The organism is Bradyrhizobium sp. STM 3809, assembly GCF_000239795.1.
GTDB lineage: Bacteria > Pseudomonadota > Alphaproteobacteria > Rhizobiales > Xanthobacteraceae > Bradyrhizobium.
Window position 1 is genome coordinate 1 of sequence record NZ_CAFJ01000738.1, and the last position, 25,863, is coordinate 25,863.

Below are 25,863 nucleotides of genomic sequence, written 5' to 3' on the forward strand. Positions count from 1 at the left end.
CCCGTGATCCGCGGCCCCGGGGCGTCAATATGCAAAAACAAAACTGTATCGTTTTGATCTGCGTCAAGCCGGCGCCGCGGAGCCGCGGCATCGCGCGCACGCTTGCGTGACCATGGCGCGGCGCGCGGCGACGCCTGCGGGCGCACCATCGCGATGGCGATGCGTGGCTTTCAGATGTTATTCTTCAGCTCGACAGGAGCGCACGAGATGCCGCCGACATGACCGCTGCCGAATTCCGCGCGCTGGCGCTGTCGTTCGCCGGAACCAGCGCAGCGCCGCATTTCGATCGCACGGCGTTCAAGCGGCACCGGACGTTCGCCACGCTGGCCGGCGACGGCGCCTCCGCCAACGTCCTCCTCACGCCCGACGAGCAGGAGCATTATGCCGGCCTCGCGCCGGGCGCGTTTCGCCGGGTCCCCAACAAATGGGGCGATCAGGGCTGGACCACCGTGACGCTGGCGGTGGTCGACGCCGGACTGTTGCGAACCGTCGTCGAGAGCGCCTGGAGCGCCGCCGACCGGCCACCGCGCAAGCCGGGCTCCGGCAAGAAGCTCCGCTGAGCCGCCAGCGCGACGTCGCGCGTCCGTCCGGCGTCAGGCGGCGCGGACGGAGGTGAGGAAGGCGCCGACCTTCTGCTTGAGATTGGCGCTTTCGGCCGACAACGAGCGCGCGGCGGTCAGCACCTGCGCCGAGGCCTGGCCGGTCTCGGAGGCGCCGCGCTGCACGTCGGAGACGCCTTGGGAGACGCGATGCGTCCCGTGCGCCGCCTGCTGGACGTTGCGCGAGATCTCCTGCGTCGCGGCACCCTGTTCCTCGATCGCGGCCGCGATCGCCGCTGCGATCTCGGAAAGCCCGTCGATGGTGTCGCCGATCTCCTTGATCGCGGCGACCGACTCGCCGGTGGCGGTCTGCATGCCGCTGACCTGCTCGCCGATCTCGCCGGTCGCCTTCGCGGTCTGCTCGGCGAGCTGCTTGACCTCGGAGGCGACCACGGCGAAGCCGCGGCCGGCTTCGCCCGCGCGCGCCGCCTCGATCGTGGCGTTGAGCGCGAGCAAATTGGTCTGCTCGGCGATGCCGTTGATCAGCGCGACGATGTCGCCGATGCTGCTCGCGGCCTTGGCGAGCTCGCCGACCCGGTCGTTGGTCCGCCGCGCCCGCGTCACGGCTTCGCTCGCCATGCGCGACGAGCTCTGCACCTGGCGGCTGATCTCGGTGATCGACGAACTCAGCTCCTCGGTCGCCGCCGCGACCGATTGCACGTTGCTGGAGGCCTCGCCGGAGGCCGCCGTGACGTTCTGCGTCAGGACCTGCGAGCGGTCGGCGCTCGCGGTCAGCGTGTCGGCGGAGCGCTCGAGATTTCCGGCCGCCTGCGACACCGTCTCGATGATCGTGCCGACCGCCTGCTCGAACTCGTCGGCGAGGCGCTGCATGTCCTGCTTGCGCTGTGCGGCGGCATTGGCCTGCAGCGCGTCCTGCTCGGCGCGCAGCCGCTGGCTTTCGACCATGCGGTCGCGGAAGAACTGCGTGGCGCGGGCCATCTGCCCGACCTCGTCGCCACGCTCGGCGCCGGGCAGCTCGACCGAGAGATCGCCCTCCGCCAGCGCCTGCATCGCCGTGCTGATCCGGCGGATGCTGCGGCTGACCGCGAAGCCGACCAGGCCGACGAGGCCGACGGCGGGCAGCGCCAGCAGCGCGATGACGCCGGCGATCTTGAGCACCATGGCGATGAAGTCGCTCCAGATGTCGTCGACGAACACACCGGTGCCGATGAAGATGTTCCAGGGCTTGAAGCCCTTCACGTAGGACAGCTTGACGGCCGTCTTCGGATCGTCGGGACGCAGCGGCCAGTCATAGGCATAGGTGCCCTCGTTCCGGGTGCGCACGATCTCGATCAGCGCGGGGATCACCGGCACGCCGCGGCTGTCCTTGATGCCGGAGACGTCCTTGCCCATCAGCTTCGGGCTCGGATGCGCGAAGCCGATCTGGTCGAAGGTGTGCGCGAACAGATATTCGTCGCCCGAGTAGCGCATCTTGAGCAGCGCGTCCTTGAAGCGCGCCTGCGCCTCCTCGCGCGACATCTGGCCGCTCGCGGCCGCGGCCTCGTACTTTTCGGCGAGACTGTAACCCGACTCGACCAGCGCCTTCAGCACCGCGACCCGGTCCTGATACATGCGCTGATACATCGACCACAGCGCGACGCCGGTAACGCAGCAGACGCCGACCGCCATCGCCAGCACGGCGCCGAGAAGTTTGGTTCTGATCGACATGTTGTTGAGCACGGCAGCTTTCCCCGAACGAGCCTGCGGGCCCGCCTGCGCGGCGCGCACGGGTGTTGGTGCAGCGGCCGGCATTGCCCGCGAGCGGCTAGAGTTGCCGTGTTGGCATTAACGCGTCGTAAAGCGTGAAGCGAAATCGATCTCTCGCGCCGCGAGCATCGGTCGTTTCGGCATCGAGGTACCGGTCGTCAAGCCGAGGTCACACCCGGCGTCCGACCATCAGCAGGATGCCGCCGATCTGCGGCAGCAGCGCGAGCAGCACCAGACGGAGCATGACGAAGTCGTCGGCGGAGGGCCTCACCGTGCCGCGCGATACCCAGGCCACCAGCTTGATGGCGGCCTCGGTCTGCGGGTCCGCGGTCTGGCTGACCGCGGCCATCGCGACATCCAGCGCCTGCCGCCGCTCGGCGACCGCCGCCTCGCGCTCCCTGCAGAACTTTCCTACGCCGCCCTTGCACTCGCGGTCCCGCGCGGCCATCGCGTCGGAGAGCGCGGTCTGCGCCGCCTGCACCGCGGGCGTGACGCGCGAGGCGCGAGCGAGCGTGACGTCGCTGATGTTGGTGGAGGCGAAGCCGATGCCGGCAGTGACCGCGAACACGAAGGTCATCAGCCACACCGCCCAGCCGGTCAGCGCAGAGGCGCGATGCCGGGCCTGCCACAGCCGCGCCGCGCAGGTCGGCATGACAAGCGCGACGAGGTCGGCGGTGACGCCGACGGCGAGGAACATGTAGCCGGCGGTGCTGTTCGAGCCGAGCGAATGCGCGAACCAGCCGTTCATCGCCATGCCGACCGCCGCCAGCGCGAGCGCGGCGAGCTGCAGCAGGATCGACGAGGCGGTGATGCGCGGCCGCGCCGGCTTCACCTGCGCAACGATCTCGTCCCCGCTCGCCGCGGGCGCTTCGCGCGGCGTCACGATGGCGGGACTCGTCGGGACCGGGGGGGCGGGCAGAGGACTCGCGGCCGCCGGGATCGCGGCTGCGGCCGCGCTGGCCGCTGCTTCTGTGCGTTGCGGCTCGGCGGCGGAGGCCTTCGCCGGCTCGTTCACGAGCTCGAGGAAGTCCGGCATGATCAAGGTCTCGGATGCCAGCATCTCGTCATCGAGCGCGGCGGCCCTGGTCTTCTCGGCCTTTTCGGCTTTCGATCTCGGCCGCGGCTTGACGACCTTGGCGCGCTTCGGGCGCGGCTTGGCCGTCTTCGGCTCTCGCCAGGGGATGATCGAGGCGACGACAGACTCATCAGCCATCGGGGCTGCTCCAGCGGTTGGCGATGGGCACGCCTCTGCGTTTGCACGCAGCGCGGATCGCGCCGGCATCGGGGTCACTCAACAGTCGGGAGATGAGCAGCGGCCCGTATCGAAGGCGGGCCTCGTGTCTTGCGGCCTGGCTGGCTTCGCGCGAAGAAATCGAGGGCATCTCACGCGCCCATCCGCCGATGATGCGGAGGGCTGCGGTCACAGGCGCCACGTAATGAGGCGGCGCCCGGAAGGTTCTGGTCCGCGCGGGGCCGGGCCGGTCAGCATTTGCCCAACACCCTTGTTCTTAACCGATGGTTAACACGGATTCGCCGGTTTCGAAACCGCGCGGCGCGTGTGGCTGGTCGAGGAGCGGTGAACAGTGGCGAGCTGCGGCTTTGGAGTCACAACTGCCGCGTGAGCGGCCGCGTGGGGTGTTGGCCGTCGCGCCAAGTGGCGTCGTTCGTGCGATAGTCGAACGCTCCGCGCCCAGACATCCACGAGACCGATGCGCGCGAACGGCCCGCCTAGCGCGCCACCAACAGCGGTGTGAGGCCACTCAGTGAGAAGCGCTGGTTCGCGCTTGTCAGAACCAGCGCGAGGTCGGGAATGTCGAAGCTCACCGCGATCCCTCCGATGTCCTTGAAATGCGGAAGCGGGATTTGCCGGACCACGTCGCCAGAGCTGATCCGGTACAGGCCGTCATGACCTGCTGCGAGCAGATCCTCGCCCGTCCGCATGAGCCCGAAGAATGCCGTCGTATGCTCTGGGATCCATCCCGTCCGTCCGTCCGCATTGCTCACGGTCTCTTCGGACACTTTACGCTCGTACAGGACGCGAACGGAGTGGTCACAGACTTCCATGATCCGTCCCGACGCAACCATGTGAACGAGGCCGACAGCAATGGCGACGCAGTCCGGCTTCCAGGGGATGCTCACGATCCCATGGATTGGCTCGTCATCGCCGATATCGAAAATGGCGCCCGTTGCGCGATCGATCCGCTTCAGGCCGCCACCGAACTCGCCGGCGTTGTAGCCGACAAAGATATGCGCCGGCGTCACCAGCATAGCTCCGACCAGCCCTGCCCTCCGCGATGGCCCGGATCCGAGCCGATACAAATAAGTGAGCGGAAACGGGAAGTTTATCGTGGCCTGCTGCTGATCGAGCGGTCTCGACGGATCGAACATGCGAGACAATTCGTCGGAGGACGAGCGGGAAAGCGTCGTCTCCGACTGCGAGCCGCCTGTGAGATTGATGATCCGCTGCTCAGTCAACAGCGTGATCGTCTCGCCAGTTGCACCAGCAGTGACCAGAGTCTCGCCACGACAGGCAATCTCAGCCACCGTCTCCCATCCTGTGCCCACGCGGCGGCGCACCGTCCACAGCGCGTTTGGGTTTGCCATCCACTGCGCGCAGGTTTTTCGCTGGGAGGTCACGATCACCACTCGTCCCTCCTGCACGAAAAGGTCCAGGACACGGTCCGGCATGGCCGCGTCGAGCCGTTCGCCATTTTCCGCGATGCTCGACAACTCGCCGTCGCTGCCGACCAGCCAGAGCCGTTGCTCGGCAAACACGGCCCGCAGGATCAGCGGATCCTGATCGGCGAGGGCTCGCCGGGCTGCCTGCGCAAAGCCAGCTAGCAGCACGAGTCCGATGAAGACGCATCTCGTCACGCGTATGATCATGTCGCGATACCTCGGCGGCTATGTGCGGGTCCGTCAGATCGATACGATCAACTGGCGGCGGCGGGAATGCATTGACGCAAAGATGCGCCGTCTGACATGTCTCCGTTTCCGGCGCGCCTGTACCTTGTACGCCCGCCCGTCCGATACTGCGGGTGCCCCTAGCGCGGGACGAGCATCAGTGCGCCGTTGTTCTGGGACGGCGGGGCTTGAGGGCCCATGAGCGCCACCAGCACGGCGTCCGACAGGTCGAAGCTGACGCCGAGCCTGCCGTCCGGCTTGAATGGGGGAAACGGCATCTGTTGCGCGCGGTCGCCTTCACCGATCTGGTACAGCCCGTCATTGCCGACCGCGAGCAGGTCGCCGCCGCGCTGCTGCAGCCCGAAGAACGCGGTCGTCTGCGCGAACCAAGGGCAATCTTTTCGCCCATCTGGCGACTCGTAGGTCGACGCCGGGATGACATGCTCATAGATCGTCCGCACCGAGCTGTCGCAGACTTCCACGATGCGCCCGCTCGCGACAAAATGGATCAGCCCGATGGCGACGGCGGTGCAATCCGGCTTCCACGGAATGGTGGCGAGACCCTTGACGTTGTGGCCGTCGATCTCATCGATCTCGGAGACCTCCCCGGTGACGCGATCGATCCGCTGCAGCCCACCACCAAATTCGCCGCCAGCGTAGCCGACGAAGACATGCTTCGGCGTCACCAGCACGGCGCTGGCCCACCCCTTCAACGGCATTGGGCGGTCGGGCGCTGGTGTTGGGGATGGCAAGGAAGTGGCCGTGTCCCATGGTCTGCCGTCGTCGATATCGACGCTTCTGCCATCCTGCAAGAACATGATGCCTCCGCCGTATCTGAAACCCTTGTTCTCCTCCAACGGCTTCGGTGCGGCGGGCTTAGCCGTGGCTGACACGGTGAAAGCCATCTCCGCTGCGCCATCATGGGCGAGGTCGATCATCCGGCTGTCCGTCAGCAGCATGGACGCCGTCGCGGCCACGAACTGCTCGCCTTTCGTGGCGATCTCGGCCACGGTCTCCCAGGCATCGCCGACGCGCCGGTGCACCATCCATCGCTCAGCGGGACGCTTGCGCCAGCCGCATTCCGGCTGGCAGGTGACGATCGCGACGCGGCCGCCTTCGACGAACAGCGCGATCGCCGGCTCAGGCGCGGTCACGTCGACACGTTCCTCGCCTTCGGCCATTTTCGACAACCGGCCCCCATCGTCGAGCAACCAGAGCCGTCCTTCGGCAAACACCGCACTGCGGACACGCGACTGCCGATCGTGACGGTCCTGCGCGATTGCGGCGTTCTGTTCGAGGAGGATGACGAGCGCGAGCAGCATCAGTCGGATGGCGGTCAACATGTGCAGAACCTCGGTCGTCCGGATCGCAGCCGCGGTTCGATACGATCAATCTGCGGCGCAGGGAAGCCGTTGGGCGTCACGAGTTGATGAGCCGATGCGCGGGGCCCGGCGGCCGGTCCGCGATTTTCATCACCACTCATCGATGCTAGGGGTCACCGCATGCCATGCCCCTGCGGATCACCGCTTCCCTTCGACCGCTGCTGCGATCGCTATCTGCGCGGTGACGCATCGCCGCCGACTGCCGAGGCGCTGATGCGGTCGCGCTATACGGCCTATACGCGCGGCGACATCGGCTACATCGCGGCGACGCTGGCCGCAGATCAGCGCGGCGCCTTCGATGCGGTCGCGGCGCAGGCCTGGGCCACGCGGGCGACTTGGCTCGGCTTGCGCATCGTGTCGACGACGCGTGGTACGGAGAGCGACCAGGACGGCGTGGTCAGCTTCGTCGCGACCTATCGCGAGGGCGGCAAGACCATCGCGCATCACGAGGTCTCGCAGTTCCGCCGCGACGACGACGGCGCCTGGCGCTTCGTTGCGGGCGACACCCGTGCCGTCGTTACCGAGCCGAAGCGCGCCACTGGCGCGAAGGTCGGGCGCAACGATCCGTGTCCCTGCGGCAGCGGCAAGAAGTACAAGTTCTGCTGCGGGCGTTAGGACCGAATGCACTACGGTGGCTGCTGGCTTCATTCGAGTTCGGTGGGGGCCCGGGCAGCCAACACCATGCGTGGAGGATCAAACGCAAAGTCGGCGTCGGGCTGCGCGAGAGCTTCAGCCAGGCCGATTTGGTCTCCAGTCAATCGCAAATAGTCCTTCATGCCAAGCAGCACATGGGTCGGGCTTCCATCTTCGGTGATGAAGACGGGACCGCTCAAGCTCGCGAGCCTTGCGCGATTCAGATCAAAATCTCGGCTGTCGATTGTTGCAACTGCCATTCGCAAAGCTCCTAGCTCCATTGTTCGTCGGGCGCCGACCCGTTGACGGCACGGTTCGGTGATGGCGCTCGGCGACAGATCACGAGCAATCTAGCATGTCTCGCTGTGGAGGCCCCTTCCTCAGGGCGCGTCGCGTGCGTGACGGGGGCAAACAAGCCGGTCCCTGGGGAGCGCGGAGCAGCCGTGAAGACCATCGCGCAGGAAGGGCCGGATCTGTCCGGCTGGACCCGTGGGACCTGCCGGCAGCATTTTTGCGCTGCGGGCCACGGGCCTCAGTCGAGGTCCGGCCTTCCCTGCGGCCTCGCATCTGGAGGGCGCGAACGATTTGCAACAGCTCCGGCGCTGCCGCGCCGCATGAACGATAGGGGCTGCCGGGAGACCGGTGGTAACCGGGCGCTTGCCGTGCCGCCCGCCAGCTGTGGCGCGGGGTTGGCGAACCGCGTCGTCCCGCCTTGACTCCGCCCCACCCGGCTGGCCTTACAGGGCGGGGATTCCTAACGAGGATGGTATCAGGTGGCGGAAGTGGACGGTCAGGTCCTGCAGGACGCGCATGAGCAGCCGCAGGCTGGCGCAATCGAAACGCCTGCGCCAAAGGCATTGTCGCCGCGCAAGATCGCCATCCTCGATCATGCCAACCGCTTCGCCGCGGAGCGCGCGACCTGGCGCGACAAGGCCGCGTTTTTCCATGGCGAGGACGAGTGCTATCTGCGCTTCCTGATTCCGCCGGGCAGCCGCGTGCTGGAGATCGGCTGCGGGCTTGGCGACACCCTGGCGTCGCTGCAGCCGTCCTATGGCGTCGGCATCGATTTTAGTCCGGCGCAGATCGCGCTCGCGCGGACCCGCCATCCGAACCTCACCTTCGTCGCCGGAGATGCCGAGGATCCGGCGACGTTCGCCGCGGTGTCCGGGCCGTTCGACGCGATCCTGGTGCTGGATACGATCGGCTCGCTCGACGACTGCCAGCAATTCATCGAGTTGCTGCATCCCCTGTGCACGCGCGAGACCCGGCTGGTCATCGGCTACTTCTCGCACCTCTGGTATCCGCTGCTGAAAGGAGCCGAGGCGATGGGCTGGCGCATGCCGCAGCCGGAGCAGAACGTGCTGTCGCCGGCCGACCTGCGCAACCTCGCCGTGCTGGCGGATTTCGATCCCGTCAAGTCCGAGCAGCGCGTGCTGTCGCCGCTGCGGCTTGCCGGGATCGGCCGCTTCGCCAACCGCTTCCTCAGCGTGCTGCCGGGCCTGCGCGCGCTGGCGCTGCGGCACTATCTCGTGGCGCGATCGATGCGCTGCGTCGGCAGCGACGTCCGCTCGGCGACCGTCGTGATCCCCGCCCGCAACGAGCGCGGCAACATCGAGCCGGCGGTGCAGCGGCTCGCCGCGTTCTGTCCCGACATCGAGATCATCTTCATCGAGGGCCACAGCAAGGACGGCACCTATGAGGAGATGGAGCGGGTCCGGGCCGCCTATCCGGACCACGACATCAAGCTGATGCGCCAGCCCGGCAAGGGCAAGGCCGACGCGGTGTTCACCGCCTTCGACGCGGCGCGCGGCGACGTGCTGATGATCCTGGACGCCGACCTCACCATGCCGCCCGAGCAGCTGCCGAAATTCTTCGAGGCGCTGCGCACCGGCAAGGGCGAGTTCATCAACGGCTCGCGCCTGGTCTACCCGATGGACGAGGGCGCGATGCGCTTCCTCAACCTGATCGCCAACAAGACCTTCTCGTATCTGTTCTCCTGGCTGCTCAACCAGCGCTACACGGACACGCTGTGCGGCACCAAGGTGCTCCGCCGCAGCGACTATCTCAGACTCAAGGCGGGAAAAGCCTATTTCGGCGATTTCGACCCGTTCGGCGATTTCGACCTGATCTTCGGCGCCTCCAAGCTGAACCTGAAAACCATCGACCTGCCGATCCGCTATGCCGCGCGCAGCTACGGCGAAACCCAGATCTCCCGCTTCCGCCACGGCTGGATGCTGCTGAAGATGGTCGTGTTCGCGTTCTTCAAGATCAAGGCGATCTGAGGATGCGAGGGGCGTGCGCCGAGGTCGCAGAGAGCGCAGCTGCCCGGGCCTCATGGTTCGAGACGCGCCGAAGACGGCGCTCCTCACCATGAGGGGAGAGCGTCGGGGGCGGCGCTGGACCCCAAACGATGGGCACGCCAACGGCGTGCTCTTGGAGAGACACGAAGTGTTTGCTTCGGTCGCTTCTTCCGTCGCCTTGCGCCGAAGTCAAACCCTCACCCTGAGGAGCTCGCCGAAGGCGAGCGTCTCGAAGGGCGAGGCCCGCATCATGGTCTCGCGGACGCAATGTCCGCGCTCTCGGACAGTGTCGTCGGTGAACCCGGATGTCGCCGATGGCGTTGCGAAGGACGGCCACATCCCCGGTGTCCGCGGCATCGATCGGAGGCCGCAGTGACTGGCGTCCAAGGGCTGAGACCGGACACCGAAGCGAACAACTCGCCGCAGAAGGCCATGCGCCAGCGCGACCCGCTCGACCGCCTCACCCCGTTCGGCTGGCGCGGCGGGATTGCAGTTGCGCTGCTGCTGTCGCTGGTGTCGTTCCTCGCCGCCGGCTATTTCACCGTCTATTGGCGCAACGCCGATATGGACTTCATGGTGATCTACAACGCGCTCGCCATGAATGACGGCGGCGCGCAGGTGTTCTTCGACCATCCTGCCTATCTCACCATTCTCTCGGTCAAGGCCTGGTTCGCGGGGCTGCATCGCCTGGGCCTGCTCGACGCCTGGACGTTGTCGGCGATCCCGAACGCCGCGGACCGCGCGGCGTTCGATGCGGCGATGGCCTCGGCCGTCCACGCCGGTCGCGTCGCTGCATTGCTAACATCGGGAAGCATCATCCTCGCCTTCGCCTGGGCCGCGCGCCGGCTCGTCTCAGACTGGCGCATCGCCATGCTCGGCGTCGCCGCCTTCACCTTCTCCGGCGGCGTGCAGATGCATCTGCGCATCCTGCGCAGCGAGATGATCGCGGCCTCGTTCTGCATCCTGGCGTTGATGCTCCTGATCATGGCCGCGCGCCGCGCCAGCGCCGTCCGTCCGCTCGCCGTCGGCCTCGCCGCGATGCTCTGCATGCTCGGGCTCACCAACAAGGTGCATGCGGTCCTGCTGATCGCCGCGATCCCCGTGCTGGTGTTGCCGTTCGGCTGCGCGGCGAGTGCGAGCGTGGCGTTCTGGCGCGCGCCGCGGGCCTGGGCGGCCGTTCTGCCCGCGGCGCTCGTCGCGATCCTCGCGTCCCTCGCCGCCTGGCCCCTGCTCGTCGCCGGCTTCGCGCCGGCCAACGCCGCCGCGGCCGGGCTGAAGCCGCTGCTGCTGGGACATTTCGGCGTCTATCAGTCGGCGCTGCTCGGCCTCGCCGCGGTCTGCATGCTGCTGTTCGCGCGGCTGTGGCGGGTGAGCGCAACCGAGACGCTCGCCGCGCTGCTGGCAGCCGCGGCCGGTGCGGCCGTCGGCCTGCTCGCCCTCGCGCTGAGCTACGACATCAACGATGTCGTCGTCGTGCTCAATCCGCTGGAGAAGATGATCACCTATGTCGACGCCCCCGCGGCGGCCGGCAGCATCAGCGGTGCGATCGGCCTGCTGCTGTCGGGCGTGCTCGGCGTCATCAGGCGCTACACGTTCGTGCTGCAATCCTCGGCGCGGCCGACTGTGTTCCTGACGTGGCTGGTCATTCCCGGCATCGTCCTGGCCTGGCGCCGCGGCGAGCGGCAGGTCGCTTTGCAGGCGACGCTGCTGATACTCGCCGCCGTCGGCATCGACGCGCTCGGCGTCCGCCGCGGCCTCAAGGTCGAGTATTTCGTGTTCACCGATCCGCTGATCATCCTCGCCGGCATGATCCTGCTCGATCGCCTTGCGGATCTCAAAGCCGCGCGCTTCGTCTATCCGATCGGCGCCACCCTGCTGGTGCTGCACGTCGCCATCGGCCAGGCCGAGCCGGTCAAGATGGCGCTGAAGCGCAAGGGGCCCGAGGAGATCTGCGAGTGGAACGGCTACTACATGCCGCGGCTGGCGCTGCCCTGGTGCGCGCCGCCGAACAGCGTGCCGAGGACGTGATCGAGCGAGAGCCTGCCAGCGCCATGCGCGATCAGGGTCAGCGCCATCGCCGCCCAGGTCAGATGGATCGGCCAGCCGTCGGGCACGGTGAGCTCGACGATGCAGGTCATGAACAACAGGCCGAGCGCCGCGAAGCGGGTGCCGAGGCCGAGAATGAGCAGCACCGGAAATGCGACCTCGCCGCAGCCCGACATGAACGCCATCAGCTTGGGCAGCGGAAACGGATACGGCCCGCCCGGCAGATGCAGCATGAACTCGTCGGTGAACAGCGTCACCGCGGTGTCGCTGAGCTTGAGGAAGCCCTCCCATTTGAGGATGCCCGAGCGCCAGAACGGCACCGCCAGCGCCACGCGCGTGACGAGCTGGACGAAGGTGAGCGGCGTCGCAAGCTGCAACAGGCGCACGGCCCTGTCGGCCAGGGCAGGCAGCGTCAGCGCCGCGCTCGGCGCCATGGATTGTTCGGTCGTCATCATGCGTCCTCGAAACGGATGTCGGTGAAGGCGCCGGCCTCGATCAGGCCGGCGATGTTGGTGGCGAGATCGAAGTCCGGCGCCGTCCCGAACGCGGCGCCGGCGGCGGCGCCGAGCGGCTGCCCGGCGATCAGCCGGCTGGCGAAATCGGCACCGCCCGGCGGCAGCCGGCGGACGACGACGTCGTCCGCGGGCCGCGTGATCAGCGCGTCCTCGGCGACAGATCCATCGATCCGGGCCACCGGTGCATCGCTGCGGTTGGCGGAGAAGATCGTCACCGCGGCGTAGTTTGAGCGTATGATGCGGGTGGCGGGATGAGCGGCGAAGCGCAGCTCCGCGAGCCGCTCGGGCGGCACGGCAGCGAGCGCCGCCGCATCGAGCGGCGCCGCGTCGGCGGCGTGATAGGCATCGAGCCAGGCGCGCTCGAGCCGCGCGACGTCGGGCAGGAAGGGCATCGCCTGGGCGTGCTCATAGGCGGCGATGAAGGCCGGGAAGTCGCGGCCATAGTCGAACAGCAGCGGCGAGTTCGGCGGGGTCTCGCGCACATGCGCCCGCGCCATCGCCCGGAAGAAGTCGGGACCTGTGATGCGCTGCACCGCCGGATAGATCGCGATCAGCGACTCGATCAGGCTGACCGTGACGTTGTTGCGGTAGACGTTGAAGCGGCGCGCCGCCGCGTTGCCGCGCGGACCGATGACGGCAGCGGGGGCCGCACGCTCCGGTGTCAGCAGCGCTGCGGCGAACTGCGCGGCATAGTCGGCTGAGGGCTCAGGCTGCCGCATGGCGGATCTCCGGCGCGGGGGCCTTGGCATGGCGATCCAGGATCGCCTGCGCTGCCGCGGCTTCCGCCTGCAGCACCGGCCAGTCGGGTATGTTGCCGTCCCACTCGATCAGCGTCGGGACAGGACCATGCTGCGCGATCAACCCCGCATACAGCGCCCACACGTCGTCGGCGACCGGGCCGTCATGGCTGTCGATCAGCAGCGGCGCGCCGTCGTCGTCGGTCTGTACCGAATGGCCGGCAAGATGGATCTCACCGACTGCGGCGAGCGGGACGTCGGCGAGATAGCGCTGCGGCGAGAAGCCATGATTGACCGCGGAGACGAACACGTTGTTGACGTCGAGCAGCAGCCCGCAGCCGGTGCGGCTGACGATGGCGCGGAGGAAATCCGTCTCGCTCATCGTCGAGTCCCGGAAGGCGACGTAGGTCGACGGATTCTCCAGCAGGATCGGCCGGCGGATCGCGCTCTGCACCTGGTCGATATGGTCGCAGACCCGCGCCAGCGTGGCGGCGGTGTAGGGCAGCGGCAGCAGGTCGTTGAAGTAGGTCGTGTCGTGCGTCGACCAGGCCAGATGCTCGGAGACGAGGCTCGGCTGGTAGCGGGCGACGAGGTTGCGGAAGCGCGCGAGATGGTCGCGATCAAGCGGCTGCGGGCCGCCGATCGACATGCAGACGCCGTGGATCGACAGCGGATGATCCTTTCGGATCGCCTCCAGCTGACGATGCGGCGGACCGCCGGCACCCATGTAGTTCTCGGCATGGACCTCGAAGAAGCCGCGCCGCGGCGGCTCGGCGAGAATCGCCGGAAGATGCGCCGGCTTGAAGCTGGTGCCGGCTGTGCCGCCGAGGGGCGGCGGAAAGCGAAGCGGCAGGGTCGGGCACAATGCAGGGGGGGCATCGTGGCGCATGCTGTGTCTCCGCTTTCCGCACGGGGGTGACGAGGGTCGATCAGATCGGCTTCAGCGAGCCCTTCTTGCCGCCGGGCACGTCGATGCTGGTGCAGGTGCCGCCGGCGACGAACTTCCAGGCGTTGCCCTGGAAATCGGTGGTCGAGGTGCCCTGGCAGGTGGTGCCGGGACCGGCGGCGCAGTCGTTCTGGCCCTTCAGCGCGATGCCGAAGCACTTCTCCTTCTTGGCGGCCACGGCGGCATCGACCTCGGCCTTGGTCAGCGGGCCGGCCACGGCGAGGCTGGCGAGCGCGGTGGTGACGGCGCCGGCGAGCGCCAGCGAGGTGACGGTTTTCTTGGCGGACATGACATTCCCTCTCGTGTTCGGCATCGCTCGCTTGGCGACGCGCATCCCTCCTTCGCCCGCCGCCGCGTTGTCGTTACGCGACGGTTCCGTTCACGACCCCGTGAGCGGTATTGCGGGCCTCGGAGCTGCCCCAAGTCGAGCGCAGGCCGGCGTCGGGGGCCAATGCTTTGCAGGCATCGTCGGCTTAGCCAGCCGGCATTTGAACCTGACGGCAGTTGCGGGCAATCTGGCCGCTCGATGTCGCGACCGCCGCCCACCAGGCCGGCCGGAGACCAGCCTGCGATGATGGCCAGCGCGAAGGACACGGCACGATCCGGCGCATCCGAGGGCGAGCGGCTCACGGTCAGCATCCGCTTCGCGGTGTCGGCGCTGGTGCTGACCGCCATCCTGCTCACCGCCTTCGCGTCGAGCCTGCTGTGGTGGCAGACGTCGGAGGCGATCAGCCGTCAGCTCGCCAGCACCATCAATGCGCAGATCGCCGGCGCCGTGCGCAAGGAGGTCACGGCCATCGTCGCCGAGGCGCAGGCCGCGCACACGGCGATCCGCACGCTGTTCCTGCAGAACGTGCTCGATACCCGCGAGGCCGACAAGCGCGAGTTCGTGTTCCTGTCGCAGCTGCAGTCGCAGGCGGCGATCTCCTCGGCCGCGTTCGGCTGGCCGGACGGCTCGTTCTTCGCCGCCCACAAGCTCGGCGATCAGCGGCTGGAGATGATGGAGATCTCGCTGACCGACCATCCCGGCCAGCGCCGCGTCGACGAGTACGATGTCGTGCCGGGCGACATCGAGTTCGCGTCGCGCCGCTTTGAGCCGACCAGCTACAAGGTGGCCGAGCAGCCCTGGTTCAAGGAGGGGCTCGCCGCCGATGAGCCGCGCTGGTTCAAGGTCGATGTTCATCCCGGCGGCGCGCGGCCGGCGATCGCGCTGGCCGGGCCGATCGATGTCTATCAGGAGCGGCAGGGCGTGCTCGCGATCATCATCGAGCACGCCCGGATCGCGCGCTTCCTCGCCCAGCTGCAGGTCGGCCGCACCGGCAGCGCCTTCATCCTGGAGCGCGACGGTCATGTCGTCGCGGCGCCCGACGGGACGGCGGACGAGGTCAATATGGGGCAGGGGCGTCAGCCGCTGCTGCCGGTCGCGCAGCAGGCGATCCGGTCGTCGCCTCCCGGCGACGACGCCTGGCGCGGCCGCGTGCAGTCGGGCGACGGCGCCTTCGAGATCGCGCGCAACCCGCTGCCGTTTCCCGGCTGGTCGCTGGTCACCGTGATTCCGGAGGCCGAGTTTCTCGGCCCGGTCGATGCCGCGCTGCATCGTGTCATCATCGGTCTCGGCATCGGCGCCGTCCTCGCGGCGCTGGTGTCGGCGGCGCTGGCGCGCAGCGTCATCGCGGCGCCGCTCGGCCGCGTGGTGGCGGAGCTGCGCCATGTCGAGGCGTTCGCGCTGGAGCAGGTGCGGCGCCATCCCTCGCGGCTGCGCGAGATCGCCAGCCTGTCCGGCGCCATTCACGAGATGGCCGGGGGCCTGTCGTCGTTCGGCAAGTTCATCCCGGCCGACCTCGTCCGGCAATTGCTGCGCCAGGGTGTCGATGCCAGGCCCGGCGGCCACGTCCAGGAGCTCAGCGTGATGTTCATCGACATCGCCGGCTTCACCGGCCTGTCGGAGCGGATGGGCGACCGCGTCGTGCCGCTGCTGTCGCGCTATCTCGACCTGGTCTCGACCGTCATCGTCGATCATGGCGGCACCATCGACAAGTTCATCGGCGATGCGGTGATGGCGTTCTGGGGCGCGCCGACGGCGCAGCCGGATCATGCCGCGGCGTGCTGCCGCGCCGCGCTGGCGTGCCAGGCGGCGGTCGCGGCCAGCGGGCTGCGCGACGACGACGGCCGGCCGCTGACGATCCGCATCGGCATCAACTCCGGGCCGATGCTGGTCGGCAATATCGGCTCCGCGCTGCGCCTCAACTACACGGTGATCGGCGATGCCGTGAACGTGGCGAGCCGCCTGGAGGGCGCCAACAAGAGCTACGGCACCGCCATCCTGATCGGCGAGCCCACCGCGCGGCTGGCGGGCGATGCCGTCCTGACCCGCGAGGTCGACCGCATCGCCGTCTATGGCCGCGACGAAGGGCTGGCGGCGCACGAGCTGATCGGCCTCGCCGCGGAGGCGACCGCGCGCGACCGCAGCCTCGTCGCGCACTACGCACGCGGCCTGCAGGATTATCGCGCGCGCGATTTCGCGGCGGCCCTGGCCGGATTCGAGGCCGTGCTGGCGCTCAAGCCCGGCGACCGCGCCGCCGAGCTGATGATCGCGCGCTGCCGGGCGCTGGCGCAGACGGCGCCCGACCCGCACTGGCGGCCGGTCACGGCGCTGACGACGAAATAGAAGCGGCGATCACGCCGAGCGCAGTTTGCCGCGCAGCGGCCGCCGCCCGGCGAACACGGCGGCGAGATCCTGGGTCGGCGCAGCCTCGTCCTCGTCGAGCCGCAGCCGCCCCTCGACATGCAGGAAATGCTCGCGCGACACCGCGATCGCGCGCAGCAGGTCGCGATCGCGCAGCGCCGCGACGATCGCGCCGTGCTCGTCGACCGCGCAGATCGACTGCGCCGCCGGCTCGTACACCGAGACCATCACCGAGGAACGGCTGAGCAGGTCGCCGAGCATGCGCGACAATTCGGGATTGCCGAGGGCATCGACGAGATGGACATGGAACGCGCCGGACAGCCGGACGGAAGCGGCGCGATCGCCGCGCTGCGCGGCGGTGCGCTCCTCGGCGAGATGCGCGTCGAGCCGGGCGAGCAGCACCTCGTCGATCCGCAAGCTCAGCTGGCTGAGCACGCCGGCCTCGAGCACGCGATGCGCCTCGTAGACACGGCGGACATCCTCCAGCGTCGGCCGCGGCACCCGCGCGCCGCGGTTCGGAATCATCTCCAGCCGCCGCTCGGCACCGAGCCGGTGCAGCACTTTCCGGATGCGCTCGCGCGACACGCCGAAGATCGACGCCAGCGGCGTCTCCGCGAGCTTGGTGCCGGCCTTCAGCTTGCCCTCCAGCAGCGCGCGCAGAATGGCCTGATACACCGCCTCGTCCTCGGCGGGATTGGCCTTCCCGATTCGCTGCGCTCGCATCGCCATGCCGCTCTAGCTAGGCTCAAAGCCGCGGCAGGTCATCTCCAAAAAATGTGCACATTATGCACGCGAAGAGGCAAAGCGCGCATCGGCCAATTGGCTAAATGATTGAGATCAATGAACAATAAAAAATGTGCACATTTGGCATGGGGCTTGCTGATCCCTCCGTGCAAGTCACGCGACAGCTCACACGGGATCCTCTCATGCAGCCCTTCTCCCGCCGCAGCCTCCTGAAGACCGGAGCGGCCTTCGCCGCCACTGTTGCCGCGCCCGCCCTGGTGCGCGCCGCCCCGAAAGAGATCGTGATCGGCGGCCCCGCCGGCGCCGCGAAGTACTTCAACGCCGACCTGTTCCCGGTGCTGGAGAAGAAGCTCGACTGCAAGGTGCTCTACGAAGGCACGAACTCGCTGACCAATCTGCAGAAGATGCAGGCCGACAAGGCGAGCCCGAAGATCTCGGTCGTGATCATGGACGATCCGGTGATGCTGCCGGCGGCGGCCGAAGGGCTGATCACCAAAATGTCGGCGTCCTCGATTCCCAATCTCGGCAGGCTGGTCGACGGCAGCGTGCACCAGGACGGCATGTGGGCCAACTACCAGAAACCGTGGGTCGGCATCGCCTATTCGACCAAGCGCATAAAGACGGCGCCGACGAGCTGGGCCGAGCTGTGGGACGCGAAATACGAGTCCAAGATCGTTATCCCCTCGCTGTCCAACACCGAAGGCTTCTGGAACCTGCTGGCCGCCGCGCATCTCGAGACCGGCAAGCCGTTCAAGGAGGCGCAATACGAGATCGACGCCGCCTTCAAGAAGATGAAGAGCCTGAAGGCCAATCTGCTGAACGTCTATACCAACGCGCCGCAGGCCATCAATCTCTTGGAGCAGGGCGAGGCCTGGATGATCGGCGGCCAGTTCTCCGCCTACACGCTGATCCGCAAGGCCGACGGCTCGCCGGTCGATCTCGCGATCCCGAAGGACGGCGGCTTCTCGATGCCGTCGGGCATCGCCAAGGTGACGGGCGCGCCGGCCGGCGATCTCGCCGATGCCGTGATCGATTTCTATCTCAGCCCGGAGGCGCAGAGCATCCTGGCCAAGACCGCCTTCATTGCGCCGACCAACCAGGCGACGCCGCTGCCTGAAGGCTATCCCGATCCCGCCACGCTGTTCGCGCCCGACTGGGCGTTCATCGCCAAGAACCGCGCCGGCTGGGTCGATCGCTGGAGCAAGGAAATGACATGAGCGAGGCGGCGGCGCATCTCGTCATCAGCGGCGTCTCGAAGCGCTATGGTGCGGCGACCGTGCTCGAGCATGTCGACCTCACCATCCGCCGCGGCGAGCTGGTCACGCTGCTCGGCCCGTCCGGCTGCGGCAAGACCACGCTGCTGCGCGCGATCGCCGGGCTGGCGCCGCCGGACACCGGGACGATCCGGCTGGCCGGACGCGACCTCACCCAGGAGCCGCCGCACCGGCGCAATGTCGGTGTCGTGTTCCAGAGCTACGCGCTGTTTCCGCATCTCACCGTCGCCGGCAACGTCGCCTTCGGCCTGAAGGTGCGCGGCACGCCGAAGGCGGAGATCGACCACGCCGTGGCGCGTGCCCTGTCGCTGGTCAAGCTCGGCCATCTCGGCGGCCGCCGCATCTCGGCGCTGTCGGGCGGCCAGCAGCAGCGCGTGGCGCTGGCCCGCGCGATCGCGGTCGAGCCCGACGTGCTGCTGTTCGACGAGGCGCTGTCGGCGCTCGATCGCAAGCTGCGCGAGGAGATGCAGGTCGAGCTGCGCCGCCTGCTGCAGGAGGTGAAGGCGACCGCGATCTTCGTCACCCATGACCAGGACGAGGCGCTGACGATGTCGGACCGCGTTGCCGTCATGAACAAGGGCCGTATCGAGCAGCTGGCGGAGCCGCGGGAATTGTATGCGCGGCCGGCCAGCCTGTTCGCGCTGAACTTCGTCGGCCTGTCGACGCGCATCGCGGGACAGGTGGTCGGCAGCCAGGACGGCATGGTGGATGTCGTGACGCCCGTCGGCCGGCTGACGGCGCGCGGCGCCTTCCAGCCCGGCGCATCCGTGATCGTCGCAACGCGCCCGGAGCAGCTCCGCCTCGGCGCTGCGGAGGGTGCCAACGCGGCCAGCGGCCGCGTCCGCTCGGTCGTGTTCCAGGGCTCGCGCACATTGGTCGATGTCGACGCCGGCGCGGGCGCCAGCCTGCTGGCCGAGCTGTCGGGGCGCGAGGCCGAGGTGCCGCGCGTGCATGACGAGGTCCGCTTTGCCTGGCCGGTCGCCGAGACCTTCGCCTTTGCGGCGGAGGCGGCCTCATGACGGAGGCCGTGCTGTCAGCCCCGGTCAGAAGGCCCGTGCCGGATCGCGAGCGGCTCGCCGCGTTCGGCTTCGTCGCGCCATCGCTGCTGATCATCGCGCTGGTGTTCGTGCTGCCGCTGGCGCTGCTGCTCGGCGTCAGCGTGCTCGATCAAAAGGGCGGCGTCACCGCGGCGCATTACATCCGCCTGCTCGGCACGCCCTATTATCTCGGCGTCATCTGGAACTCGCTGCGGCTCGGCCTGCTGGTCACCACGATCGCGTTCCTGATCTCCTATCCCGCCGCCTTCGCGCTGGCCCGCGCGCGCGGCGCGTTGCGCTCGCTCCTGCTGGCGACCTTGTTCCTGCCGCTTGCAGCCTCCGTGATCGTCAAGGCGTTCGCCTGGACCATCCTGCTGCGCAGCGACGGCCTGATCAACACGGTGCTGATCGCATTGGGGATCATCGAGGATCCGATCCGCATGATCTTCACCCAGACCGCGCTCATCGTCGGCGCCGTCAACATCTTCCTGCCGTTCATGGTGCTGCCGATCTACGCCGTGGTCGCGCAGCTCGACAGCCGCTATGCGGAAGCCGCGGCGACGCTCGGTGCCTCGCCGCTCGTCGTGTTCGTTCGCGTCATCCTGCCGCTGACGCTGCCCGGCATCATCGCCGGCGTCGCGCTGGTGTTCTCGCTGTCGGTGTCGGCCTATGTCGTGCCGACGCTGCTGATCGGCGAGAAATATCCGACGCTCGCCACCATCATCGCCAAGGCCTATCTGCTGGCGCGCGAGCCCGGTTTCGGCGCCGCCGCCGGCGTCGTGCTGCTGGCGATCGCGATCATCGTCGTCGCGCTCAGCACGCTGTTGTCGCGGGAGCCGAAATGATGTCGCGCCTTGCCATGACAGTCTGCTGGGTGAGCGCGATCGGCCTCGCGTTGTTCCTGCTGCTGCCGCTCGCCGTCATCGCCGCGGCGTCGTTCTCGCCGACGCCGGTGTTCGATTTGCCGCTGTCGGGCGCGTCGCTGCGCTGGTACGGCCGCATCGGCCGGCTCGACGGCTTCTGGCCGTCGCTCTCGCTGTCGCTGCAGATCGCGGTGCTGTCGACCGCGCTGTCGCTGGTCGCCGGCACGCTCGCCGCCATCGCGATCGCGCGCGGCAGGCTGCCCGGCGCGACGGCACTCGGCACGCTCTTGGTGTCGCCGCTGATGATGCCCGGCCTCGTGCTCGGCATCGCGCTGCTGCAATATTTCCGCATGATCGGCTTCACCGCGACCTGGAGCGCGCTGCTGGTCGCGCATCTCGTGGTCACCTTGCCCTATGTCGCGCGCACCATGATCGCGGGCCTGTCGCGCTTCGACTTCACCCTGATCGAGGCGGCGCGGACGCTCGGCTGCACCTATGCCGGTAGCGTGCTGCGCGTGATGGTGCCGGCCTTGGCACCGTCGTTCCTGATCTCGGGCCTGTTCAGCCTGCTGGCCTCGTTCGACAACTATCCGGTCTCGATCTTCCTCACCGATGTCCGTTCCAAGACGCTGCCGATCCGCATGCTGCAATATATCGAGGAGGCGCCCGATCCGACGCTAGCCGCGCTCTCCACCCTCATTCTCGCCGGCACGCTGGTGCTGCTCCTGATCAGCGATCGCCTGGTCGGTCTGCACCGCATGGCCGGGACCGCGGACTGACGACATGAGCTCACAACCCATCATCGGTCGCGATCTCCTCGGCTATGCCGGCAAGCCGCCGCATCCGCATTGGCCGAACGACGCCCGTGTCGCGGTGTCGCTGGTGGTCAATTTCGAGGAGGGCTCGGAATTCTCGGTGAGCGACGGCGATGCCGGCAACGAGGCGATCTACGAGGTCGTGCACCGGCTCGACGGTCCCGATCCCTGCATCGACAGCCATTTCGAATACGGCACGCGCGCGGCGTGGTGGCGGATCATGGATCTGTTCGACGCCCATGGCGTCAAGGTCACGGTCAGCGCCTGCGGCCGCGCGGTCGAGCGCTCGCCGGAGCTCGCGCGTGACGCCGTGGCGCGCGGCCACGAGGTGTCGGCGCATGGCTGGCGCTGGCAGAGCCACGCCGGCATGGGCGAGAGCGAGGAGCGCCGCGTCATCGCGCGCACAGTGGAGACGATCCGGCGCGTCACCGGCAAGCCGCCGCTGGGCTGGCACACGCGCTCGGCGAGCTCGGCCAATACGCGCCGGCTGCTGGTCGAGCAGGGCGGCTTCCTCTACGACAGCGACGCCTACAATGACGACGTGCCGTATTACGTCGCCGTCGCCGGCCGGCCGCATCTGGTGCTGCCCTACGCCTTCGACAGCAACGACATGCAGTTCTTCAACGGCTCGCGCTTCCGCGGCGCCGATTTCGCCGACTATGTCATCGACGCCTTCGACTGGCTGGCGCGCGAGGGCGCGACGGCGCCGAAGATGCTGTCGATCGGGCTGCACCTGCGCATGATCGGCCGCCCCGGCCGGATCGGCGCGCTCGACCGCATCCTGGCGCACATCACCGGCAGCGGCGCCGCCTGGATCGCGCCGCGGGCGGACATCGCACGGCACTGGCTCGCGACGGTGCCGCCGGCGCGCTGAGGCTCAATCGTCCTCGGCGATGTCGTCGGGCGTGAGCGGCAGCTCGATGTCGCCGCCTTCGCCGGTGGCAAGGTCGCGTTCGTCGTCCGCAGCCGCCTCGTCGTCGGGCTCGTCGAGCGGCCACAGGCCGCGGTCGTGTCCATTGCGGGGTGTCATGGATGATCCTCCCGCGGAGTTAAGAGCGGGCCCGCGCAATGGTTCATGCCGTCGCCGCAGGGCTGTCACGGGCTGGCGCAGGCCGGTCTCCGCGCCTACATCTGCGGGGTCATGGCCGATCCCGCAGCGCTGAAATCCTTCCTCGACAGCCACAGCCGCATCGTCGTCCTCACCGGGGCCGGCTGCAGCACCAATTCCGGCATCCCCGATTATCGCGACAGCGACGGGCAGTGGAAGCGCACGCCGCCGGTGACCTATCAGGCTTTCATGGGGACCGAGGAGACGCGCCGGCGCTACTGGGCGCGCAGCATGGTCGGCTGGCGCCGCTTCGGCCGGGCCCAGCCGAACGGCGCGCATCACGCGCTGGCGCGGCTGGAGGCGCGGGGCAAGAGTTCGCTGCTGGTGACGCAGAACGTCGACCGGCTGCACCAGGCGGCGGGCGCCAGCAACGTCATCGATCTGCATGGCCGGCTCGACCGCGTCCGCTGCATGGGCTGCGGCGCGACGCTGTCGCGCGCCGACTTCCAACATGAGCTGGCCCACGCCAATCCGGACTGGCTCGCGCATGACGCCGCCGACGCGCCGGACGGCGATGCCGATCTCGACGGCGTCGATTTCGCCGCGTTCACGGTGCCGGCGTGCCGGGCCTGCGGCGGCATCCTCAAGCCCGACGTGGTGTTCTTCGGCGAGACCGTGCCGCGCGACGTGGTCGCGACCGCGCGCGAGCATGTCGACCAGGCCGACGCGATGCTCGTCGTCGGCACCTCCCTGATGGTCTATTCCGGCTTCCGCTTCGTCCGCGCCGCCGCCGACCGCAACATCCCGATCGCCGCCGTCAATCTCGGCCGCACCCGCGCGGATGACCTGCTGTCGCTGAAGGTGGAAGCGCCCTGCGACGAGGCGTTGGCGTTCTTGTTGGAGGGGTAGACCTACACTCTCTCAGCTGTCATGGGCGGGCTTGACCCGGCCATCCATCACTCTTCGCCAAGGAGATGGATGCCCGGGCTTTCGCCGCGCCGAAGCGGCTTTGGCCGCGCAGGCGGTCAAGCCCGGGCATGACGAGAACTGAAATCCGAGGACCTCACCGCGACTGCGGCTCCTCGCGCTGCTCGATGCGATCCTTGTTGTTGACCTGCTCGCCCTCGGGCTTGCCCGCGTCGATCGTCTTCCCGGACTGATTGCCGGGATTGTAGTGATACTGCCCTTCCTGCTTCTCGCCGGGCTGCTTCTGGTTCGGATTGACGTTGTCGGCCATGACGCTCTCCTCGGGACTGTCCTGATGTCCCGGCGACAACGGTCCTGAATGACACGGGTTCCGCGACCGCTCGCCGCAGGCGCTCACGTCGGCGCGTTGCGGCGGCACGCGGCGATCAACCCTCTGTGCGGACCGTCACGGAAGCCGCGCGCCGCGATCGTCATGCTCTCCCCATCGGCTGCACGAGGCAGCCTCGAACCGTCAGGGGGATATGATCATGACGTCCAATCTTCGCCTTCTCGCCGCCGCTCTCATCGTCGCCACCGCCGGCCTGGCCGCGTCAGCGCCGGCATCGCCGGCCAAGGCCGGCTGGGAATGGCTCGGCAACAAGGACTACATCAGGTGCCTGCAGCTGTTCGCCTACGGCGACTTCCTGATGCCGGCCAATGCCAGCCCGGCCCAGCGCGCCGCGAAGCACGAAGCCGGCCGCCGCTACTGCAATCGCCAGTATTACGGCCACGACTGAGTTGGCTCCCACGGCGACCGCCGTCAGCCGTCGCGCCGTCCGGCGTCCCCCGAGACACCCGTCTCCAGCAGCCCCGTCGGCACGAGGGCTGACCTCGGCGCGGACTCTCGACCCTCATGGTGAGGAGCGTCACCGTTGCGACGCGTCTCGAACCAAGAGGCCCGCGCGGCAGCCGCTCGCGCGCGCGAGCGGGTGGGCTCACGCCCCCGTCACGCGCCAGATGCAGTTGCCGACGTCGTCGGCCACCAGCAGCGAGCCGTCCGGCCCCAGCGTGACGCCGACCGGCCGGCCATAGGAGAAGCTCTCGTCGGGCGCCAGGAAGCCCGTGAGGATGTCGCGCGCCGGGCCCGACGGCCTGCCGTTCTCGAACGGGATGAACACCACCCTGTAGCCCGACAGCTTGCTGCGGTTCCACGAGCCGTGCTGGCCGATCACCATGCCCTGGGGGAAGCCGGGCAGCGTGCCCGCGGGCAGCCAGCACAGGCCGAGCGAGGCGGTGTGGCCGCCCAGCGCGTAGTCCGGCGTCAGCGCGGTGGCGACAACAGCCGGATCCTGCGGCACGCGGTCGTCGACCGTCTTGCCCCAGTAGCAATAGGGCCAGCCATAGAAGCCGCCCTCGCGCACCGAGGTGAGGTAGTCCGGCGGCGTCTCGTCGCCGAGCCCGTCGCGCTCGTTGACGACGGTCCACAGCACCTTCGTGGTCGGCTCGAACGCCAGCCCCACCGCGTTGCGCAGGCCGGCCGCGAAGATGCGGCTCGCGCCGCTTGCGATGTCCAGCTCATAGATGCAGGCGCGGCCTTCCTCGACCGCAAAGCCCTGCTCGGCGATGTTGCTCAGCGAGCCGACGCCCGCATAGAGCTTGGTCCCATCCGGGCTGACCAGCAGGCTGCGCGTCCAGTGCCCGCCCGGCTTGAACGTCGTCAGCCGCTTGCCATCAGCGCTGATGCGCTCGGCGCCGGCCGAGTAGGGGAAGGCGACGATGCCATCGGTGTTGCCGACATAGAAGGTGTCGCCGACCAGCGCCATGCCGAACGGCTGGCTGAGATTTTCCATGAAGGCGTTGCGGCGCTCGGCGGTGCCGTCGCCATCGGCATCGACCAGCCGCGTGATGCGGTTGGCGCTGACGCCGAGCGCGGCGGCGCGGCGCATCGTCGCCTGCATCGCATAGCCGAACATGTTGCGCACCGGGCTCGGGATCTGCGTCGCCTCCGCGATCAGCACCGACTTGTCCGGCATGACATAGATCCAGCGCGGATGGTCGAGCCCGGTCGCGAACGCATTCACCTTCAGCCCCGGCGCCGCCACCGGCTTTTCGCCGTCGCGCCAGCCCCGCGCCGTCGGCATCTTCAGGGTCGGCAGCATCCCCTGCGGCTTGGCCAGCGGAATCTGCGGCGCCGCCCCCCACGCCGGCTGCGGCGTGTCCCCTTGCAGCTTGCGCCACTGCAGCGCCGCATTGCCAACCAGCGCGACACCGCGCGCGACGATGGAGGAAAGCGTGGTCATAGGAGTCCTGTTTCGGGCTGGATCGACGGATGGGATGAGCGGCCATCGGGCGATGGCGGAAAAGACGATTTGGTTATGATCTACCACGCCCAACGTGACAACTGCGTGCGCGGCGGAGCGGGGCTGCGGAACAGGCCGCCGATGTCCGCCACACGAGCGCTGCGAGTGACGCCCTTCTCCTTGCGGGAGGGGGGCGGAGGTGGGGGTCCCCACGGGCGATGCATCGATCTTGTCCCCATCCCCAAACCAGCGTGCAGCGCCGCCCTCGATGCCAAACCCTCATGGTGAGGAGCGCCGCGAAGACGGCTTCGCTGACGCGGGCGGCGTGACCGGACCGGATGCGGTGCTTACCCTTTCCATGAACACGCTACTTGTCTTTCATGGACCTGTTTGCAGCACGGGGCTTTCCGCTGGCCCCTCC

General features: G+C 68.4%; 25 protein-coding genes. 12 read left to right on the forward strand and 13 right to left on the reverse strand.

Features of this window, described 5'->3' with window-relative positions:
- The first annotated feature begins 218 nt into the window (after positions 1–218).
- Positions 219–560: an MmcQ/YjbR family DNA-binding protein gene (locus tag BRAS3809_RS31580; RefSeq protein ID WP_008966074.1), complete on the forward strand. Its 342-nt coding sequence runs from the start codon at positions 219–221 to the stop codon at positions 558–560.
- Positions 561–593: 33 nt separating this feature from the next.
- Here BRAS3809_RS31580 and BRAS3809_RS31585 read toward each other — a convergent pair whose 3' ends face one another.
- The 4 genes from BRAS3809_RS31585 to BRAS3809_RS31600 all read right to left on the reverse strand — a co-directional run bounded on the left by BRAS3809_RS31585 (position 594) and on the right by BRAS3809_RS31600 (position 6,553).
- Complete coding sequence (locus tag BRAS3809_RS31585) at positions 594–2,279, reverse strand: methyl-accepting chemotaxis protein (RefSeq protein WP_008966075.1); 1,686 nt, start codon at positions 2,277–2,279, stop codon at positions 594–596.
- A gap of 196 nt (positions 2,280–2,475) precedes the next feature.
- Complete coding sequence (locus tag BRAS3809_RS31590) at positions 2,476–3,519, reverse strand: hypothetical protein (protein ID WP_008966076.1); 1,044 nt, start codon at positions 3,517–3,519, stop codon at positions 2,476–2,478.
- 515 nt (positions 3,520–4,034) lie between these two features.
- Positions 4,035–5,192: a hypothetical protein gene (locus BRAS3809_RS31595; protein WP_008966077.1), complete on the reverse strand. Its 1,158-nt coding sequence runs from the start codon at positions 5,190–5,192 to the stop codon at positions 4,035–4,037.
- Positions 5,193–5,350: 158 nt separating this feature from the next.
- Positions 5,351–6,553: a hypothetical protein gene (locus BRAS3809_RS31600; protein WP_008966078.1), complete on the reverse strand. Its 1,203-nt coding sequence runs from the start codon at positions 6,551–6,553 to the stop codon at positions 5,351–5,353.
- A gap of 159 nt (positions 6,554–6,712) precedes the next feature.
- Between BRAS3809_RS31600 and BRAS3809_RS37675 the strand changes: the two genes are divergently transcribed.
- Positions 6,713–7,207 (forward strand): YchJ family protein, encoded by a 495-nt coding sequence (locus tag BRAS3809_RS37675; protein WP_008966079.1) that lies wholly within the window; start codon positions 6,713–6,715, stop codon positions 7,205–7,207.
- Between the two features lie 29 nt (positions 7,208–7,236).
- Here the strand turns inward: BRAS3809_RS37675 and BRAS3809_RS31610 are convergent, their stop codons facing one another.
- Complete coding sequence (locus tag BRAS3809_RS31610) at positions 7,237–7,485, reverse strand: hypothetical protein (protein ID WP_008966080.1); 249 nt, start codon at positions 7,483–7,485, stop codon at positions 7,237–7,239.
- Positions 7,486–7,998: 513 nt separating this feature from the next.
- On the opposite strand from BRAS3809_RS31610, the gene BRAS3809_RS31615 reads away from it, so the two are divergent.
- Positions 7,999–9,507: a bifunctional class I SAM-dependent methyltransferase/glycosyltransferase family 2 protein gene (locus BRAS3809_RS31615; RefSeq protein ID WP_008966081.1), complete on the forward strand. Its 1,509-nt coding sequence runs from the start codon at positions 7,999–8,001 to the stop codon at positions 9,505–9,507.
- A 450-nt stretch (positions 9,508–9,957) separates the two neighbouring features.
- Positions 9,958–11,553, forward strand: coding sequence for a hypothetical protein (locus tag BRAS3809_RS31620; RefSeq protein WP_052523517.1), 1,596 nt, complete (start codon positions 9,958–9,960; stop codon positions 11,551–11,553).
- Here the strand turns inward: BRAS3809_RS31620 and BRAS3809_RS31625 are convergent.
- The 4 genes from BRAS3809_RS31625 to BRAS3809_RS31640 are packed head-to-tail and all read right to left on the reverse strand — an operon-like array spanning position 11,493 to position 14,058.
- Positions 11,493–12,023 (reverse strand): DoxX family protein, encoded by a 531-nt coding sequence (locus BRAS3809_RS31625; RefSeq protein WP_035659837.1) that lies wholly within the window; start codon positions 12,021–12,023, stop codon positions 11,493–11,495. The two genes, BRAS3809_RS31620 and BRAS3809_RS31625, sit on opposite strands and share 61 nt — an antisense overlap.
- Positions 12,023–12,805 (reverse strand): HvfC/BufC N-terminal domain-containing protein, encoded by a 783-nt coding sequence (locus tag BRAS3809_RS31630; RefSeq protein ID WP_008966084.1) that lies wholly within the window; start codon positions 12,803–12,805, stop codon positions 12,023–12,025. The genes BRAS3809_RS31625 and BRAS3809_RS31630 overlap by 1 nt, the downstream gene beginning before the upstream one ends.
- On the reverse strand, positions 12,792–13,712 hold the full coding sequence (bufB, locus tag BRAS3809_RS31635) for an MNIO family bufferin maturase (RefSeq protein ID WP_008966085.1): 921 nt from the start codon (positions 13,710–13,712) through the stop codon (positions 12,792–12,794). Before bufB ends, BRAS3809_RS31630 begins: the two co-directional genes overlap by 14 nt.
- A gap of 40 nt (positions 13,713–13,752) precedes the next feature.
- Positions 13,753–14,058 (reverse strand): BufA1 family periplasmic bufferin-type metallophore, encoded by a 306-nt coding sequence (locus BRAS3809_RS31640; protein WP_008966086.1) that lies wholly within the window; start codon positions 14,056–14,058, stop codon positions 13,753–13,755.
- 282 nt (positions 14,059–14,340) lie between these two features.
- On the opposite strand from BRAS3809_RS31640, the gene BRAS3809_RS31645 reads away from it, so the two are divergent.
- Entirely contained in the window at positions 14,341–16,437 is a 2,097-nt protein-coding gene (locus tag BRAS3809_RS31645) for an adenylate/guanylate cyclase domain-containing protein (RefSeq protein WP_008966087.1), read from the forward strand.
- Between the two features lie 9 nt (positions 16,438–16,446).
- Here BRAS3809_RS31645 and BRAS3809_RS31650 read toward each other — a convergent pair whose 3' ends face one another.
- A complete protein-coding gene (locus tag BRAS3809_RS31650) occupies positions 16,447–17,184 on the reverse strand; it encodes a GntR family transcriptional regulator (RefSeq protein ID WP_008966088.1) in 738 nt (245 codons plus the stop codon).
- Positions 17,185–17,381: 197 nt separating this feature from the next.
- Between BRAS3809_RS31650 and BRAS3809_RS31655 the strand changes: the two genes are divergently transcribed.
- From BRAS3809_RS31655 to BRAS3809_RS31675, 5 genes are read left to right on the forward strand one after another with little or no spacing between them, the layout of a single operon-like run.
- Positions 17,382–18,416, forward strand: a complete 1,035-nt coding sequence (locus tag BRAS3809_RS31655) for an extracellular solute-binding protein (RefSeq protein ID WP_008966089.1) — start codon at positions 17,382–17,384, stop codon at positions 18,414–18,416.
- Positions 18,413–19,492 (forward strand): ABC transporter ATP-binding protein, encoded by a 1,080-nt coding sequence (locus BRAS3809_RS31660; protein WP_008966090.1) that lies wholly within the window; start codon positions 18,413–18,415, stop codon positions 19,490–19,492. The genes BRAS3809_RS31655 and BRAS3809_RS31660 overlap by 4 nt, the downstream gene beginning before the upstream one ends.
- Positions 19,489–20,355 carry an ABC transporter permease gene (locus BRAS3809_RS31665; protein WP_008966091.1) on the forward strand — a complete coding sequence of 289 codons (867 nt, stop codon included), beginning with the start codon at positions 19,489–19,491 and terminating at the stop codon, positions 20,353–20,355. The genes BRAS3809_RS31660 and BRAS3809_RS31665 overlap by 4 nt, the downstream gene beginning before the upstream one ends.
- Positions 20,352–21,152, forward strand: a complete 801-nt coding sequence (locus tag BRAS3809_RS31670) for an ABC transporter permease (RefSeq protein ID WP_240535818.1) — start codon at positions 20,352–20,354, stop codon at positions 21,150–21,152. The genes BRAS3809_RS31665 and BRAS3809_RS31670 overlap by 4 nt, the downstream gene beginning before the upstream one ends.
- 4 nt (positions 21,153–21,156) lie before the next feature.
- Positions 21,157–22,062 (forward strand): polysaccharide deacetylase family protein, encoded by a 906-nt coding sequence (locus BRAS3809_RS31675; protein WP_008966093.1) that lies wholly within the window; start codon positions 21,157–21,159, stop codon positions 22,060–22,062.
- A gap of 3 nt (positions 22,063–22,065) precedes the next feature.
- Here BRAS3809_RS31675 and BRAS3809_RS36915 read toward each other — a convergent pair whose 3' ends face one another.
- Complete coding sequence (locus BRAS3809_RS36915; protein WP_170323360.1) at positions 22,066–22,218, reverse strand: hypothetical protein; 153 nt, start codon at positions 22,216–22,218, stop codon at positions 22,066–22,068.
- Between the two features lie 45 nt (positions 22,219–22,263).
- Between BRAS3809_RS36915 and BRAS3809_RS31680 the strand changes: the two genes are divergently transcribed.
- On the forward strand, positions 22,264–23,145 hold the full coding sequence (locus tag BRAS3809_RS31680; RefSeq protein ID WP_008966094.1) for an NAD-dependent protein deacetylase: 882 nt from the start codon (positions 22,264–22,266) through the stop codon (positions 23,143–23,145).
- 154 nt (positions 23,146–23,299) lie between these two features.
- Here BRAS3809_RS31680 and BRAS3809_RS36920 read toward each other — a convergent pair whose 3' ends face one another.
- Complete coding sequence (locus BRAS3809_RS36920; RefSeq protein WP_008966095.1) at positions 23,300–23,473, reverse strand: hypothetical protein; 174 nt, start codon at positions 23,471–23,473, stop codon at positions 23,300–23,302.
- Positions 23,474–23,690: 217 nt separating this feature from the next.
- Here BRAS3809_RS36920 and BRAS3809_RS31685 point away from each other — a divergent pair, with 217 nt between their 5' ends.
- Entirely contained in the window at positions 23,691–23,939 is a 249-nt protein-coding gene (locus BRAS3809_RS31685) for a hypothetical protein (protein ID WP_008966096.1), read from the forward strand.
- A 198-nt stretch (positions 23,940–24,137) separates the two neighbouring features.
- On the opposite strand, the gene BRAS3809_RS31690 is transcribed toward BRAS3809_RS31685, so the two are convergent.
- Complete coding sequence (locus BRAS3809_RS31690; protein ID WP_008966097.1) at positions 24,138–25,442, reverse strand: PQQ-dependent sugar dehydrogenase; 1,305 nt, start codon at positions 25,440–25,442, stop codon at positions 24,138–24,140.
- Positions 25,443–25,863: the final 421 nt, after the last annotated feature.

What these genes read in the sequence shown, in the direction of transcription:
- BRAS3809_RS31680 (WP_008966094.1), top strand. Translation starts at nt 22,264, where the DNA reads ATGCCGTCGCCGCAGGGCTGTCACGGGCTGGCGCAGGCCGGTCTCCGC.
- BRAS3809_RS36920 (WP_008966095.1), bottom strand. Translation starts at nt 23,473, where the DNA reads ATGGCCGACAACGTCAATCCGAACCAGAAGCAGCCCGGCGAGAAGCAG.
- BRAS3809_RS31580 (WP_008966074.1), top strand. Translation starts at nt 219, where the DNA reads ATGACCGCTGCCGAATTCCGCGCGCTGGCGCTGTCGTTCGCCGGAACC.
- BRAS3809_RS31645 (WP_008966087.1), top strand. Translation starts at nt 14,341, where the DNA reads ATGATGGCCAGCGCGAAGGACACGGCACGATCCGGCGCATCCGAGGGC.
- BRAS3809_RS31640 (WP_008966086.1), bottom strand. Translation starts at nt 14,058, where the DNA reads ATGTCCGCCAAGAAAACCGTCACCTCGCTGGCGCTCGCCGGCGCCGTC.
- BRAS3809_RS31655 (WP_008966089.1), top strand. Translation starts at nt 17,382, where the DNA reads ATGCAGCCCTTCTCCCGCCGCAGCCTCCTGAAGACCGGAGCGGCCTTC.
- BRAS3809_RS31675 (WP_008966093.1), top strand. Translation starts at nt 21,157, where the DNA reads ATGAGCTCACAACCCATCATCGGTCGCGATCTCCTCGGCTATGCCGGC.
- BRAS3809_RS31600 (WP_008966078.1), bottom strand. Translation starts at nt 6,553, where the DNA reads ATGTTGACCGCCATCCGACTGATGCTGCTCGCGCTCGTCATCCTCCTC.
- BRAS3809_RS31595 (WP_008966077.1), bottom strand. Translation starts at nt 5,192, where the DNA reads ATGATCATACGCGTGACGAGATGCGTCTTCATCGGACTCGTGCTGCTA.
- BRAS3809_RS31670 (WP_240535818.1), top strand. Translation starts at nt 20,352, where the DNA reads ATGATGTCGCGCCTTGCCATGACAGTCTGCTGGGTGAGCGCGATCGGC.
- BRAS3809_RS37675 (WP_008966079.1), top strand. Translation starts at nt 6,713, where the DNA reads ATGCCATGCCCCTGCGGATCACCGCTTCCCTTCGACCGCTGCTGCGAT.
- BRAS3809_RS36915 (WP_170323360.1), bottom strand. Translation starts at nt 22,218, where the DNA reads ATGACACCCCGCAATGGACACGACCGCGGCCTGTGGCCGCTCGACGAG.
- BRAS3809_RS31660 (WP_008966090.1), top strand. Translation starts at nt 18,413, where the DNA reads ATGAGCGAGGCGGCGGCGCATCTCGTCATCAGCGGCGTCTCGAAGCGC.
- BRAS3809_RS31590 (WP_008966076.1), bottom strand. Translation starts at nt 3,519, where the DNA reads ATGGCTGATGAGTCTGTCGTCGCCTCGATCATCCCCTGGCGAGAGCCG.
- BRAS3809_RS31620 (WP_052523517.1), top strand. Translation starts at nt 9,958, where the DNA reads ATGCGCCAGCGCGACCCGCTCGACCGCCTCACCCCGTTCGGCTGGCGC.
- BRAS3809_RS31610 (WP_008966080.1), bottom strand. Translation starts at nt 7,485, where the DNA reads ATGGCAGTTGCAACAATCGACAGCCGAGATTTTGATCTGAATCGCGCA.
- BRAS3809_RS31625 (WP_035659837.1), bottom strand. Translation starts at nt 12,023, where the DNA reads ATGACGACCGAACAATCCATGGCGCCGAGCGCGGCGCTGACGCTGCCT.
- bufB (WP_008966085.1), bottom strand. Translation starts at nt 13,712, where the DNA reads ATGCGCCACGATGCCCCCCCTGCATTGTGCCCGACCCTGCCGCTTCGC.
- BRAS3809_RS31630 (WP_008966084.1), bottom strand. Translation starts at nt 12,805, where the DNA reads ATGCGGCAGCCTGAGCCCTCAGCCGACTATGCCGCGCAGTTCGCCGCA.
- BRAS3809_RS31665 (WP_008966091.1), top strand. Translation starts at nt 19,489, where the DNA reads ATGACGGAGGCCGTGCTGTCAGCCCCGGTCAGAAGGCCCGTGCCGGAT.
- BRAS3809_RS31690 (WP_008966097.1), bottom strand. Translation starts at nt 25,442, where the DNA reads ATGACCACGCTTTCCTCCATCGTCGCGCGCGGTGTCGCGCTGGTTGGC.
- BRAS3809_RS31650 (WP_008966088.1), bottom strand. Translation starts at nt 17,184, where the DNA reads ATGGCGATGCGAGCGCAGCGAATCGGGAAGGCCAATCCCGCCGAGGAC.
- BRAS3809_RS31685 (WP_008966096.1), top strand. Translation starts at nt 23,691, where the DNA reads ATGACGTCCAATCTTCGCCTTCTCGCCGCCGCTCTCATCGTCGCCACC.